Raw genomic sequence first — 14,049 nt, 5'->3', positions numbered from 1 at the left:
GGGTCAGATCACTCCTCAGATCGACGCGGGCGGGGGGTCCAGCAGGAGCGCCGAGGGGACCCGCTCCGGATGGGCCAGCCGCAGGAAGTGCATGCCGAAGCCGGACATGCCGAGCATCAGCCCGGGGAAGAACCCGGTGGCGGACGCGGGCGGGGCGTCCTCCAGGTTGCGCCACTGCGCCTGCACCTGGACGTTCGCCTCCAGGCGGAACGCGGGCTCGTCCGCCAGCAGCGCGAACCGCAGGAACAGTTCGGCGTTGCCGGACCGGCCGTGGCACAGCGAGTCGTTCATCAGGCGCGGGAAGTTGCGCATCGTCGCCGTCAGGGCGCTTCTCGCCTCGGTGAGCACGGCGTCGTCGTCCTTGCCGAGCGCCGCCCAGCTCTGGACGCGGCTCAGCCCGATGCCCGCCGCGCCGTTGCACCAGGCGTTGGCGTAGTGGCGTCCCTCCCAGAGCATTCCGCCGGGGAACTCGCGCAGGTCGTACCAGTCCTGCGCGCTCTGGTCGAAGTGGAGGGCCTCGTAGGCGAAGGCCCGCCGCCCCGCCGAGACGTACTCGGCCCGGTCGGTGAGCCGGCCCAGCGTGATCAGCGCCCAGCCGACGCCGCCGGCGCCGTGGGACAGGCCGGTCAGGTTGGCCCCGGCGGCGCCGAGGTCGGAGCCGGGCCAGGACAGGGTGTCGCCCTGGGCCTCCGCGCGGCACAGCAGATGCGCGGCGCAGTGGTGCGCCTGCTCCAGGCCCCGCCCGTCCGCCGCGCCGGCGAGGCCGATCAGCACCGGGATGAGTCCGGCCGCGCCGTGGAAGACGTCCAGGTGGTGGTCCCCGTCGATGCGCCCGGCCAGCTCGTCGCTCAGTTCGAGGGCGTGGTCGAGCAGGGGGCGCTCGCCCCACAGGCGGTACAGGTGCGTGAGGACGTAGATCATGCCGCCGAGCCCGGTGAAGGCCCCGATGCGCCGCCGCTCCCAGGTGGCGACGGCGTGGTCCAGTGCCCGCCGCGCCGCCGCGCGGAACTCCGGACGCGGGTCGAGGGCGTCGAGGTAGGCGAGGAACAGGGCGATGCCGCCCGAGCCGTTGTAGAGGTCGCCCTCGATGTCGACCTCGTCCCGCCCGTCCGGGGTGATCACGAAGGACGTCCAGGGGGCGGGCGCGTCCGGCTCGCGGAGCATCGCGCAGAGCTGCTCCCCGAGCGCGGCCGCGCGCTCGACGCACGTCTCGGCGAAGTCGGCGCTCGTGACGTCGCCGCCGGACAGCCCGGCGGCGATGTACTGGCGCTGCTGGGCGCGATTCCGCGCGGACAGGCCCCTGATCCGCGACGCGGCGTGGTCGAGCGGGCTCGTCTCCAGGTCGGCGCCGACCGCGGACACGTGGTCGTGGACGAGCCCGGTACTCCCCGCCTCGACGCTGAACAGCGGGACGTCGCGGCGCCACATCGACGCGACCTCCCAGTCGGGGAGGGCCGCGTCCTGGTCCCACTTGCGCGGGAAGGTGCGCACGGTCTCGATCAGCAGGTCGGCTTCCAGCGGCTCCAGCAGGCAGCGGGGGTGCAGGGCGGCCGCGAGCAGTTGCGAGTAGACCTGCGTGCTCCAGTTGACGAAGCGGACGCCGGAGCCGGTGAACAGCTCGCGGACGCAGGCGATCGCCTCGTCGGGCCGCCGCCGGAACCACTCGTAGACGCGGTCGAAACCGGACCCGATGGCGTCGACGAACTCCTCGGCGTGCGTCAGTTCCCCGCCGACGAAGATCCGGTTCGCGGCCCCCGGGTCGACGCGCACCCCCTCGCGGTAGCTGACCGACGACGCGAAGGACTGCAGGCGGTCGACCTGCGGCACCGGCATCGGCATCTCGTATCCGCCGCCGCCGGTGTACCCGCTGATCCGCATCTCGCCCTCGGGCGCCGCGCCGCTCCGCGGCCACTCGATCAGACCGGTCCTGAAGACCGAGTCCATCAGCGTGCCCGACGGGCGGGGCCACCCCTTGGGCAGCGCCCCGAGCACCGTCTCGCAGTCGCAGATGAAGGCGTGGCCGTCGGCGATGAGGACGTTCTCGAAGTGCAGGTCGCCGCCGCCCAGCACATAGAAGATCGCCAGGTAGCCGCCGAGTTCGGCGTAGACGCGCTCGGCCTCCTCGCGGGTGGCGACCCGGTTGCGCCCCGGCGGGATCAGCGCCTCGAAGCCGTAGCCGTCCTTCGGGAGCACGGCCCGTCCGGCGTAGTCGAGGACGCCGTCGTCGCGCAGCCGCGCCAGCAGCCCCTGGAACCCGGCCTCGCCCTCGAGACCGCGGGGCTTGTAGACCACGGACTCGCGCGCGCCGTCGGCGAGCTCGACCTCGACGATCGCGACGCTGCGGCCCCCGGCGTGGTGGTCGGATCGGCCGAGCCGGGCGGTGCGCACGGCCGCGACGGGCCGCCCGAAGAACGCCTCGGACAGCTCGGCGGCGCCGTCGCGGAGCCTGCCGACCAGCTGGGCGCCGTGCTCGGCGAGCTGCGCGGTCGTCTGGGCGAGCCAGCGGCCCAGCAGGGGGAACTCCAGGTAGAAGCGGTGGTAGGCGGCGGCGTCGACGAACGTCTTGTCGAGGTAGGCGAGGTAGTCGTCGCGGGTCGCGCTCGCCGGGTCGATCCCGTGCAGCCGGCAGTGCACCTTCGCGTCGGTCTCCACCGCCCAGGCCAGCGCCAGCTCGAACCGGTCGAGCAGGTAGTCCTGGAAGTCGGCCACCAGCCGGGAGTCGACACGGACCCCGGACGCGCCGCCGTCGATCTCCCCGACCAGCCGGCGGCCGAGCTCCACCAGGAAGGGCTCGCAGGCGGTGGCGAGCCGGCCGTGGTAGACGTCGTCCGCGCGCCACTCCGCCGCCGCGAACGCCTCGTCTCCCGGGTCGAACCTCTCCAGCGTCTCGCGGTAGACCGGCAGCCAGCCGCGGTGGAGGTCGGTCAGCAGCCGGCCCAGAGGGCCTTCGGGGTCGGTGAGGCCGAGCTCGTGCGCGCGATAGGCCCGCAGGGCCTCGCGCAGCGACTCCTCCGTGTGCCGCTCCGGCCGCGGGCTGGTCTCCGCGCCGAACTTGGCGGCCAGCTTGGCGGCGAGCCGGTCGATCCTCCAGGCGTCGAAGGCCTCCAGCGGCTCCGCACCGGACGGCGGGCCGAGGGCGGACACGATCTGGATCCGCTCGGACAGGTTCGCGGCCCGGGCCGCGAGGTCCACGGGGAAGGTCGGCTTCACGCGGGCGGGCTCCTCGCCTGGGAAAAGTTGGGGGTGATGGGCCGATGGCTTCGGCCCATCGGGGTTTCCGCGCGCCCGGCGCCAGGGCCGGGCGCTAACGCGGAGGCGTTACTTGGTGCTTCCGTCGCACGCGAAGGTGAACGGCCCCGAGCTGCACGTGGACGCGCAGGCGTAGGCGTCGACGGCGGCGACGCCCTCGGTCCAGTAGCCCAGCGAGGCGGTGTCCGGCTGCGCGACGGCGGCGGGGACGGCGGCGGCGGGCACCCCGAACCGGCCGGCCCCGGCGAGCAGTTCCGTGCGGATGTCGGCGTCGGCGGCGGCGTGCCGCAGAATCGTGCTGGGTGACATTTCTTCCTCCTGGTTCGTTGCTGTTCACTCGACCGTTCGAGGCGCCAGTCTGATGCCGAGACGGCGCTCGGCCTCCTGGAGCTCTTCGACGGCGATGTCCATGCTCGGTTTGTCGTTCTGCCAGTCGATCAACTCCCTTTCCTCAGGGGAAATGCCGACCCGAGTCCAGAAGAACTCGAGCCAGGTCTTGGTGGCCTGCGGATGGAGGTCGCGGATCGGCTCGACACCGTCCGGGAACTCCTCGTTGCGGACGTCGAGCGCGAGCCTGAGCATCTCGCGCGCCTTCCCGTCCGGGGGCAGCACCGAGCACAGGACCATCAGGAACTGGATCTGGCGGACGGTCTCGATGCCCTTGTGCTTCGTCAGGTCGCTGGGCGGCTTCGGGCCAGACCTCACGGCTCACCCTCCTTGCGTTCTCGGCCGCCGGACGCGCAATTCCTCGGCGCTATTCGGCGGCCCGCGGGACGGACACCAGGAAACTCTGCGTACGCAGTCCTTTACGCAGAGTGAACATAACAAGGCGGTGCCGGAGAGGTCAATGGCGAGAAAGCCGACCACGCTGATCCGTCGATTTCGGAAGAACGAAGCAATTCGACGGCCGATTGAGGGCTTCTCGCCCGCTATGTGAGGGCTCCACCTGACCGCCGCGGTCAGATTTCAGTTCCCCTCGGAGACCCTTCCGCATCCCGGCCCTCCTCCCGCCGGAGAGGTCTCTCGGGTGCGCCGCGTCGGATCGGACGGCGGATGGCGCGCGCCAGAGCGGCCCCGGACCGGCGCCTTTCCGCCGGAATGGCGGCAACCGATCGCTCGCGGCCCCGGAGTTGCGGGCGGCGCACCAGGCGGGTCGGGCGTGCCGAAGTTGCTCGGGATCCGGCGCCTGTCCTCGGTTTCGAGGAAGAAAGCCCAGTTCGTCCCGGCCGTTATCCCGAGCTTCCGGAAAGGGTGGGAACGGTCCCTATGAAAACCCTCTGAAAGGCCCGGGGAGGGTAGGGGCGTGCCCGCCCCTCGGATACGGTCATCCGATCAACAGTCTCCCGAAAGGCCGACCATGCCGGACACCGCCTGGGGCCTGCCCGTCCACCCGCTGATCGTCCATCTTGTGGTCTTTCTGGTCCCGCTGACCGTGTTGGCCGCCCTGCTGGTGGCGCTTTGGTCCAAAGCACGGCGAGCGTTCGCCCCCTGGGTTCTCGGCTTGGCCACCATCGCCTTGATATCGATCCCTGTGGCCACCCAAAGCGGCGAACATCTGGAGGAGCAAGTTCCTCGCTCTTCCCTGGTGGAAGAACACGCGGAACTGGGAGACACCCTGCTTCCCCTGGTGGCCGCGCTCTGGGTGGCGCTCGCCGTCATCGTCGCCGTCGGTCTCTACCTCCGGCGGAAAACGGATCGGCCGCCGAACTGGACGAAAGCGGTGACGCTGGTGGCCGTGGTCGTCGCGATCGGCGCGGCGGTCGTCTCAGGCGTCCAGGTGGTCCGGATCGGGCACAGCGGCGCCAAAGCGGTCTGGAGCGATGTGGGCAAGGGTCAGCGCGGCTGATACGCCTTGGGCAGCCGCATGCCGCGCTCGGACATGATCTGGCGGACGCGGTCGGGGTAGTCGGTGATGACGCCGTCGACGCCCATGTCCATGAGGGCTTCGACGGTGGCGGGGTCGTCGCAGGTCCACGGGATGACCTTCAGGCCCCGGGCGTGTGCTCGCGCCACCATCGCGCGGTCGGGGTAGAAGCGGAAGCCGGGGTCGCCCACCTTGCCGTTCTGCGGGAACCCGTAGTTGGGCGACAGGGCGGCGACCCCCTGGACGGCGGCGGCGGCCCTCACGAAGTCGCCTCCGTAGTCGTCGACGTCGAGGCCGCCCAGCCAGGGGGAGGCGCCGGGACGGCCGACCTGGAGGAAGTCGTAGTTCGTCAGCGCCACCAGCGGCCATCCCGGCGCGAGCCGGTGCATCCGCTCCAGCGCGCCCCAGTCGAAGGACTGGATGGTGACCTGCCGTTCGATCCCCGACGCGCGGATCTCCTCGAAGACCCGCCGCACGAACAGCTCGCGCGGCGCGGTCTGCTCGGGCGCCCCCGCCTCGACCTTCGTCTCGATGTTGAGCTTGACCTGCTTGGCGCGGTAGCGCTTGACCAGGCCGAGCACGTCCTTGAGCTCGACCATCCGGAAACCGCGCACGACCTCCTGCTCGGGGAACCCGGGCAGTTGCCGGTACCCGCAGTCCATGGTCTTGATCTGGGCCAGGGTCAGGTCCTTGATGTACTTGCCGACGTAGGGGTACATGGGGTCGCCGGGCGTCACCGGGGCGGTGTCGCGGCACTTCTGGGCGCTGACCTGCCGGTCGTGGGTGACGACGACCTTCTCGTCCTTGGTGACGTGGGTGTCCAGCTCCAGGGTGCTGACTCCCAGGCGCATCGCCTTGCCGAAACCTTCCAGCGACTCCTCGGTCGTCATGCCGATGCCGCCGCGGTGGGCTTGGAGGTCGAAATGGGTCTTCTGGGGCAGTACCCCGGGGCCTCCGGCGGTCGCCGCGTGGGCGGACGCCGGCGCGGCGACCGTGGACGCAAGGGCCAGGCCCGCGAGGGCAAGGCGTACGGACATCGAGACCTCCGTCGTGCTCTGATCAACCCTCGCGACGCTAGACCGGGGCCCGGCCCCCGTGGTTGACGTGGCGTGATGGCGTCATGAACACGTGAAGGACACGAGCCGGAGGCCGGGCCCGGCCGCTGTCACAGGCGGTGGATCAGCAGCGAGAGCAGGCAGCTGGTGGCGCCGGCCGCGGCGCCGCTGATGACGGCGTCGAGGACGACCGCCCGCGCACGGCGGATCGAGGCGGCGAGGTGGCGCCGCACATGGTGACGCATGGTTCGCTCCCTTGGACGGAGGGGGAGCGGGCGGCCGGCCGGGCCCGCGATCTGTGGACGTCGATCACTCAACCCGTGATCGGCCTGTCCAGGCCGCGGGCGGGACAAAGTCGGACAAGCGCATACCTCCGGCAGGCGGGGGCGGGCATGCTGGGCGCAGGTCGACGGCCGCCGCGGGCGACGGGACCGAGCCGGGCGCCGCGGCCGGGCCGCCGTGGTTCTGGACGGTCCTGGACGCGGCCTGTCTGCGGGGAGGCGAGGGTTGGAGGAGGGGCTGCCGAGTGCGGTCGACCCCGCCGGCGTGCACACCCCGGCGGAGCTGGCCGAGGCGTTGAAGGCTCTGGCGCGCGGGAGAACCGTCCGCGCCATCGAGGCCGCCAGCGGGCTCCCCGGCGGAAGGCCGAGGCTGTCCAAGAGCACGGTGCACGCGCTGTTCGACCCGGCCACCCTGTGCCACCAGGCGACGCTGGAGATCTACCTGGAAGCGGTCGGCGTCCCCGGCGGCGAACGGGACCGGTGGCTCGACGCGTGGGAACGCGCCCGCGCGACCTCCGGGGCGCATGGCGCCGTCCGGGTGCGGGAGGCGCCCTGGAAGATCCTCGGCGTGCACGAGCCGATCGAGGTGCCGGGCGCCGATCCCGGCGTCCTGCCGGTCTACGTGCCCCGCGACATCGACGACGAGCCCGGGACCGGCGTGCGGGCGCGCCTGGCCGCGGCCGCCGTCTCGGGCGGTTTCGTCGTGCTGGTCGGGGGTTCTTCGTCGGGGAAGACGCGATGCCTGTGGGAGGCCGTCCGCGCGCAGCTGGGTCAGTGGTGGCTGCGGCGGCCCGCCGGGGCGAAGGAACTGGCCGGCTGGGCCGCCGACCCGCCCCCGCGGCTGGTGCTCTGGCTGGACGAACTGCAGAACCACCTGGGCGGCGGCGGACTGACCGCGGCCGTCGCCGAGCGCCTTGTCGGCGGCGGCTGCGTGCTGGTCGGCACTCTCTGGCCGTCGTACTACAAGCGGTACAGCGCTGTCCCGGACGCGGCCTTCGGCGCCCCGGGCGCCGACCCGTACGAGGACGAACGCCGGACTCTCGCACTGGCGCGGATCGTCCGGCTGCCTGACAGGCCCACCTCCGGCGAGCTCCGCAGAGCCCGCGCTCTGGCCGGCGGCGATGACGGAAGCGGCGGTGACGGAAGCGGCGGAGACGGGCATGCCGTCTACTCGCTGGCCGGCTGGCTGGCCGAGAACGGCGAGGTCGAACAGGCCATCGGCATGCTGCGCGACCGCGCCGGCACCGACGACGGCGCCGTCGAGCGGTTGGCCGATCTGCTGGTGCGGCGCGGCGAGGCGGAACAGGCCATCGGCCTTCTCCGCGACCGGGCCGACGCCATCGCGCCCGCCATGTCCTCGCTGACCTCCCACTTCCTCGACCTCTTGGCCGAGCAGGGGAAACAAGAGGAGCTGCGGGACCGGGCCGACGCCGGCGACGTGTCCGCCGCCAGGCGCTTGGCCGACCTGCTCGCCGCGAAGGGAGACACGCAGGGGTTGCGGGATCGGGCCGCCTCCGGCGACCGATACGCGCCCGGTCGGCTGGGCGACCTGCTCGTCGAGCGCGGGGAGGAGGGGGAACTGCGGGACCGCGCCGACGCCGGGGACGTCCATGCCGCCGACAGGCTGGCCAGGTGGCTGGCCGCGCGCGGCGAGGTGCGGACGTTGAGGGACCGTGCCGACGCGGGGGACGCGCGCGCCGCCAAGTGGCTCGCCGACCTGCTCGTCGAGCACGGCGACGTGGAGCAGGCCCTCACCGTCCTACGCCCCCTGGTCGACGCCGCCGACGAGGACGCGGCGACCAGAATGGTCTCGGCGCTGCACCGGAGCGGCCGGCATCGCGAAGCCGAACGGCTGTGGCGGCTGGGGCTGACCGCCGAGGGCGACATCGAACACGAGTCCGCCCCGAACCTGCTCCTCCGCCCCGGCTCCTGACGGGACGGCGGCCGCGAGGGCGCCGGAGAGCGCGGTCGACGGAAGGACCTGTCGATGGCGGGCCGAGGCGGGCCGATCTGCCGGTCGCGGAATCGGCCGCTATTTCGGCTTTCGGTTCTGCTGGCCGTGGAAACAGCGCTTTGACCGCCATTGTCGTCATCTCCGCCTCCACGAGTTGGATAGGTTTGCTTCGCCCGAGACCTGATTGCCCGTACAAGAAAGGTTCGCCCTTTGCAGGAGCAGCCAAGGCGGACGCGACTGCCCAGCGGAAGCGAGCCGCTCCGGCCCGGCGACCCGCCCGCCATCGGGGAGTACGAGGTGGTCGGCCGGCTGGGCGAGGGCGGCATGGGCGCCGTCTACCTGGCCCGGGACGGCGGCGGCCGGCATGTCGCGATCAAGGTGATCCGCGGGGAGCTGGCGGCCGACGAGGGATTCCGGGCCCGGTTCCGCGACGAGGTGCGCAACGCCCGCCGGGTGGCCTCGTTCTGCACGGCGAAGGTGCTGGACCACGGTGAGGAGGCCGGGCGGCCCTACCTGGTCACCGAGTACGTGGACGGCACCCCGCTGGACGCCTACATCGAGACCGGAGGGGCGCTGCCGGACGGCACCCTGAACGGCGTCGCCGTGGGAGTGGCCGCGGCGCTGACCGCGATCCACGCCGCCGGGCTGATCCACCGCGACCTCAAGCCGCCCAACGTGATCCTGTCGGTGTCGGGTCCACGGGTGATCGACTTCGGTATCGCACGGGCGGCCGACGCGCCGTCCGGGCACACGCTGGCGGGGTTCGTCGTCGGCACGCCGGGGTGGATGGCGCCCGAGCAGGTGCTGCTCGGCGAGGTGTCCACGGCGGCCGACGTCTTCGCGTGGGGCTGCCTGGTGGCCATGGCCGGGACGGGACGCCACCCGCACGGCACGGGCACGGTCATGACGATGGCGGCGCGCGCCGAGAACGGCGAGCACGACCTGACGGGCCTGGCCGAGCCGCTGCGGACCCTCGTCGAGCGGGCCCTGAACCCCGACCCGGCGCGACGTCCGGAGGCGCAGGAGCTGCTGCTGCAACTGGTCTCCGGCGCGGCGCCCGCGGCGGCCTCGCCCAGCGCGGCACAGGCCGCCGTCGACGCCGAGCTGACCCGCAACTGGCAGGCCGACGCGCTGCCCCCGCCCTGGATCCCGCCGTCCCCGCCGCAGGGCGTGCGGCCTCGGACCCGGGTGTACGAGCCCACCCCGGCACCGCCGGCCCCGGCGCCGCCCGCCCCGATGCAGCCCGCCCCGATGCAGCCGGGGCCGATGCAGCCTCCCCCCGCGGCGCCGTGGACGCAGCCTCCGGCGGCGGCCCCGGCGCCCCCGAGGCGGCGGCGCGGCCGGGGCTGCACCGGCTGCCTGACCGCCGCCGTCGTGGTCGTCGCCTTGATCGCCGTCGTGGGAGTCGTGGGATACCGCTACTTCACGCCCGTGGACGGACGGCAGAACACGCCGGCCCGGGACGGCCAGTTCACCTTCGTGGCGTCGCCCACGTCCTGCGGCGTCACCGTGCGGGGCCTCAGGCCCTACACCGGCGACAAGCTGTGCCGCGTCAAGATCACTGTGACCAACAGCGGGACCAGGACCCGCACGCTCTCCGGAGACCGGCAGAAGCTGATCGACGACGGCGGGACGTCACACGAGGCGCGGGCGATGCTGCAGGGCGGCTCCGCGGACGCGCGCAACGCCTCGCCCGCCAAGGTGCTGCCCCCCGGCGCGAAGTTCACCGGCATGCTGGTCTTCGAGATCGCCGCCACGGCGCACCCGGTCTCCGTGGTCCTCCACGACGCCGCCCTGAGCAAGGGCGTCCGCGTGCCCGCCAGGGCCGGCTGAGCGTCCGCGGCGAACGCCCCGTCCGCCGCGCGTCACCGGGCCGGCCGAGGTGCGGCCCGACGGGTCAGCAGCGGCCGAGGAAGGCGGGCCGCAGCGAGCTGACCTTGTAGCCGAACCGGCCCGTGTTGCCCTTGGCGCCCACGAGCGGCTCGCGGGGGTACTTGCGGCTGTCGCCCTTGAAGCGGGCCTCGGTGTACATGCACCAGGTCTTGCCGGTGCGGTTCCAGAAGGACATGGCGTGGTCGTTGAGACCGCCGCCGAGTTCGCTGAGGTCGCGCGCGACCTTCGCGTAGGAGCCTCGCGATCCGCGGGCGTTGGGGAGGCGCCAGATGCACATCCGGCCCTGCGGGCAGTCGGTCCAGGAGCGGAGGACGACCGGCGCGGCCGACGAGGCGCCGGAGGCCGAGGCGGCGGAGGTGGAGACGGGCGAGGCGCTCGGCGTGCTCGCCGAGGCGATGGACGGGGCCTGGACGAGCGCGGTCCCGGCGGCCAGGACCAGGACGGCCGGGGTCATGCGAATCGGCGGCATCGGCGATCTGCCTCTCGTGTTCTCTTTGTATCCATTTAACTACTCTCTGTAGTCGATTTGAAGTGTAGCCCGGTCCGCGCGCCGCCCTCCAGCCCCCGAACCGGTGCGGCGATTCCAGCGGTTTTCGCGGTTGCAAGATCGACCGGGCTCCGGACGGTGTTCTGTAAGCGGTGTCGGTGCTGCGGTGGCGGTTCCACGGCCTCACCGGCGCCCGCGAGGCCCGGCCGTCCGCCGACCGGGCCGGAGAACATCTCTGACCTGTGGAGAAGACCTGTCGCCCGGCTCGGCCAGGTTCGAGGGCCAGTACCCGCATGACATGAGAGGGCCGAGCCCGCGCAGCGAGGCCCACGGGACGAAGGAGTGGCCGTGAAGCCGCAGAACAAGGGCGCCGAGATGGCACGCTCGCGGGTCGGCTGGTGGACCGCGGCCGCCCTGGTCACCGTCCTGCTGCTGGCCACGCTGCTGGGCGGGGGACGGGTCGGCCTCGCCGTCGCGGCCACCGACGGCAGCGCCTGGCTGTGGAGCCGGACGGCGGGCGAGGTCGACCGGGTCAACCCCGACAGCGGCCGGGTGGAGCAGCGCCGCCAGGTGACCGACTCCCGCGGCCACCGGGTGCAGGTGACCCAGAACGACAGGTTCCTGCTCATCCACGACCTGGACACCGGCCGCGTGTCGTCGCTCGACCTCAACGGCCTGGGCTTCTCGGGACGGCTGGACCTCGGCACCCGCGGCGATCCGCACCTGGCGATGGGCGCAGACGGGGCCGCGCTGGTCGAGCGCACGTCCGGCGCGGTGCGCGCGCTGGACCCGGCCACGCTGCGTCCCGTCGGCCCGGTCCTGCAACTGCCCGGCCCGCTGGTCGGCGGCGAGTTCGACGACGCCGGCCTGCTGTGGGTGGCCGCGCCCCGGCAGGGCACCGTCCTCGCCGTGAAGGTCACCGCCCAGGGCCCCGGCGTCGTCCGTACGGCCGAGGCCGCCCCGCCCGACCACGACCTGGCGATGACCGTGCTGGACGAGGGCGCCCTCGTGGTCGACCGAGGCGGGCGCGGACTGGTGGTCGCGACGAGCGGCGGCACCCGCCGGGTCACGACGCCGGTGTCGCTCGTCGGCGCCATGGTCCCGGCGCGCACCCATGGCGCGCTCGCCGCGGTCACCGTGCCCGCGGCCGGCGCGGTGGTCACGCTGGGCGACGTGCGCAAGGGCGGTCCGATCCGGTCGTTCCCCCTGACCGATCCCGTCCAGGAGCCCGCCGTGCCGTTCGCCGGCAAGGTGTACCTGCCCGTGCGGGAGACCGGTCAGGTGCGGGTCTTCGAGCCGGCGGGCCGCCAGACCGGCATGCTGTCGATGCCGGCCGGGCGCGGCGACATGGAGCTGCAGGTCCGCGAGGGCAACCTGTTCGTCAACGCGCCGGGCAGCACGGACGCCCTGGTCGTCGGCGGGGACGGTGTGGCGCGCAAGGTCGGCAAGTTCCCGGGCGGGCCGGGACGGGGCGGAGGGCGCCCGAACAAGCCGGACGGCGGGGCGAGCAGCCCGCCCCCGGTGCCGGCGCCGCCCGCCGATCCGGTCTTCCCGGACCCGTTCGACCCGATGCCTCCTCCCGAGGAGCCCGAGACGCCGCCGTCCACCCCTGGAACGCCCCCCGCGGACCCCCGCACGCAAGCGCCTCGGCCTCCGGTGACGTCCGACCCGCGTACTGCGTCGCCCCGGCAGCCCTCGCGGACGCCCACGACGACGCCCACGACGAAGTCGCCCGCTCCCACGACGCCCACGAGCAGGCCGACCACGAGCAGGCCGACGACGATTCCGACGACGCCCAGGCCGACCACGCCCAGGCCGACGACGCCCAGGCCGACGACGCCCAGGCCGACCCCGACCGCGCCCAAGCCGACGCCGACCAAGCCCAAGCCGACGCCGACCAAGCCGAAGCCGACGCCCACCCAGACCCGCAATCCGTACACGCCGGCCCAGGTGTGCAACGCGACCGCGGGCGGCAACTACCAGGTCCAGCGGTCGGCGTCTTTCGCGGGCGGACGGATCTACCAGCTCTACAGCGCCAGCACCAAGAAGAACTGCGCGGTCACGATGAAGACCCGGGACATCGGCAAGGCGACCAACGTCTGGGTCCGCCTCCAGAGCCAGAAGGGCGCCAAGGTCGCCTCCGACAGCGGCTCGTTCAAGTACTACGCCGGACCGGTGTTCGTGCTGGCGCCGGGCGACTGCGTCCGGTACTCGGGCGGCGCCTCCGGCGCCAGCGCCTCGGCCGGCTGGGGCAACTGCGGCTAATGAAGGGCAATGAGTGAGCACCACGACCGCGACGCCGGCGCTGCCCGACGAGGAGGCGCTGCTGGCCGCAGCCGCCTTCGAGCGGATGGCCTCCGGCATCCAGTCGGCGGCACGCTGCGATCCCGCCACGGTGCGGCTGATCCTCACCGCGTTCGCCGCGGGCGGGCACGTCCTGCTGGAGGACCTGCCCGGCATGGGCAAGACGACCCTGGCGCGCGCGCTGGCGGCGGTGACCGGCGGGAAGATCGGACGGGTGCAGTGCACCCCCGACCTGCTGCCGTCCGACGTCACCGGCGTGACGATCTTCAATGAGGGCAACCGCGAGTTCGAGTTCCATCCGGGCCCGGTGTTCGCCAACGTCGTCATCGTCGACGAGATCAACCGGACCTCCCCGAAGACGCAGTCGGCGCTGCTGGAAGTGATGCAGGAAGGGCAGATCACCGTGGACGGGAGGGCGCATCCGGTGCCGCGGCCGTTCCTGGTGGTGGCCACGCAGAACCCCGTCGACCTGGAGGGGACGTTCCCGCTCCCCGAGGCGCAGCTCGACCGCTTCCTGATGCGGCTGTCGCTCGGCTACCCGGGCGAGGAGGCGGAGCTGTCGCTGCTGCGCGGGTCGTCCCTGACCGAGCCCGAGGACCTCGCGCCGGTGCTGATCGGCGAGGAGATGGCGCGGCTCGGCGCGGCCGCCGACCGCGTCGCGGTCGCCGAATCCGTCAACCGGTACGTCCTGCAACTGGCCCAGCGCACCCGGCGGCATCCGCAGCTGCGGGCCGGCGTCTCCCTCAGGGGCTCCATCGCGCTGTGCCGGACGGCGCGGATCTACGCGCTGGCCGACGGCCGCGGCTATGTCACCCCGGACGACGTCAAGGCCCTGGCGCGGCCCGTCTGGGCGCACCGGCTGGTGCCGCTCTCGGGTGCGGCGGGCGCGGCCGAGACCGCGGAGCTGCTCGACGGCGTCCTCGCCGAAGTCCCCGTCCCGGCGGCGCAGGGGATCGGCTAGG

At 73.1% G+C, this 14,049-nt stretch carries 11 protein-coding genes; 5 read left to right on the top strand and 6 right to left on the bottom strand.

Going from position 1 to position 14,049, the window contains the following annotated elements:
* Window positions 1-15 precede the first annotated feature (15 nt).
* From BKA00_RS25585 to BKA00_RS25575, 3 genes are all read right to left on the bottom strand, one after another.
* A complete protein-coding gene (locus BKA00_RS25585) occupies window positions 16-3,210 on the bottom strand; it encodes a type 2 lanthipeptide synthetase LanM family protein (RefSeq protein WP_185028962.1) in 3,195 nt (1,064 codons plus the stop codon).
* Between the two features lie 108 nt (window positions 3,211-3,318).
* Window positions 3,319-3,558, bottom strand: a complete 240-nt coding sequence (locus BKA00_RS25580) for a cinnamycin family lantibiotic (RefSeq protein WP_185028960.1) — start codon at window positions 3,556-3,558, stop codon at window positions 3,319-3,321.
* A 24-nt stretch (window positions 3,559-3,582) separates the two neighbouring features.
* Window positions 3,583-3,954, bottom strand: a complete 372-nt coding sequence (locus tag BKA00_RS25575; protein ID WP_089310449.1) for a DurN family substrate-assisted peptide maturase — start codon at window positions 3,952-3,954, stop codon at window positions 3,583-3,585.
* Between the two features lie 652 nt (window positions 3,955-4,606).
* On the opposite strand from BKA00_RS25575, the gene BKA00_RS25570 reads away from it, so the two are divergent.
* Window positions 4,607-5,095, top strand: coding sequence for a DUF2231 domain-containing protein (locus BKA00_RS25570; RefSeq protein WP_185028958.1), 489 nt, complete (start codon window positions 4,607-4,609; stop codon window positions 5,093-5,095).
* On the opposite strand, the gene BKA00_RS25565 is transcribed toward BKA00_RS25570, so the two are convergent.
* Both BKA00_RS25565 and BKA00_RS40025 read right to left on the bottom strand, forming a co-directional pair.
* On the bottom strand, window positions 5,083-6,150 hold the full coding sequence (locus BKA00_RS25565; RefSeq protein ID WP_185028956.1) for a glycerophosphodiester phosphodiesterase family protein: 1,068 nt from the start codon (window positions 6,148-6,150) through the stop codon (window positions 5,083-5,085). The genes BKA00_RS25570 and BKA00_RS25565 overlap by 13 nt on opposite strands.
* Before the next feature lie 128 nt (window positions 6,151-6,278).
* On the bottom strand, window positions 6,279-6,413 hold the full coding sequence (locus BKA00_RS40025; protein WP_268248244.1) for a hypothetical protein: 135 nt from the start codon (window positions 6,411-6,413) through the stop codon (window positions 6,279-6,281).
* A gap of 262 nt (window positions 6,414-6,675) precedes the next feature.
* On the opposite strand from BKA00_RS40025, the gene BKA00_RS25560 reads away from it, so the two are divergent.
* Both BKA00_RS25560 and BKA00_RS25555 read left to right on the top strand, forming a co-directional pair.
* Entirely contained in the window at window positions 6,676-8,382 is a 1,707-nt protein-coding gene (locus BKA00_RS25560) for a tetratricopeptide repeat protein (RefSeq protein ID WP_185028953.1), read from the top strand.
* A 231-nt stretch (window positions 8,383-8,613) separates the two neighbouring features.
* Complete coding sequence (locus tag BKA00_RS25555; protein WP_185028951.1) at window positions 8,614-10,236, top strand: serine/threonine-protein kinase; 1,623 nt, start codon at window positions 8,614-8,616, stop codon at window positions 10,234-10,236.
* Between the two features lie 64 nt (window positions 10,237-10,300).
* On the opposite strand, the gene BKA00_RS25550 is transcribed toward BKA00_RS25555, so the two are convergent.
* Window positions 10,301-10,765 (bottom strand): peptidase inhibitor family I36 protein, encoded by a 465-nt coding sequence (locus tag BKA00_RS25550; RefSeq protein ID WP_185028950.1) that lies wholly within the window; start codon window positions 10,763-10,765, stop codon window positions 10,301-10,303.
* Window positions 10,766-11,131: 366 nt separating this feature from the next.
* On the opposite strand from BKA00_RS25550, the gene BKA00_RS25545 reads away from it, so the two are divergent.
* Window positions 11,132-13,048, top strand: a complete 1,917-nt coding sequence (locus tag BKA00_RS25545) for an NHL repeat-containing protein (protein WP_185028948.1) — start codon at window positions 11,132-11,134, stop codon at window positions 13,046-13,048.
* Between the two features lie 13 nt (window positions 13,049-13,061).
* Window positions 13,062-14,048: an AAA family ATPase gene (locus tag BKA00_RS25540; RefSeq protein ID WP_230299157.1), complete on the top strand. Its 987-nt coding sequence runs from the start codon at window positions 13,062-13,064 to the stop codon at window positions 14,046-14,048.
* Window position 14,049 lies beyond the last annotated feature (1 nt).

The organism is Actinomadura coerulea (assembly GCF_014208105.1).
Taxonomy (GTDB): Bacteria; Actinomycetota; Actinomycetes; order Streptosporangiales; family Streptosporangiaceae; genus Spirillospora; species Spirillospora coerulea.
The sequence above is the reverse complement of the archived record's forward strand: the minus strand, read 5'-3'. Positions and strand labels throughout refer to the sequence as shown.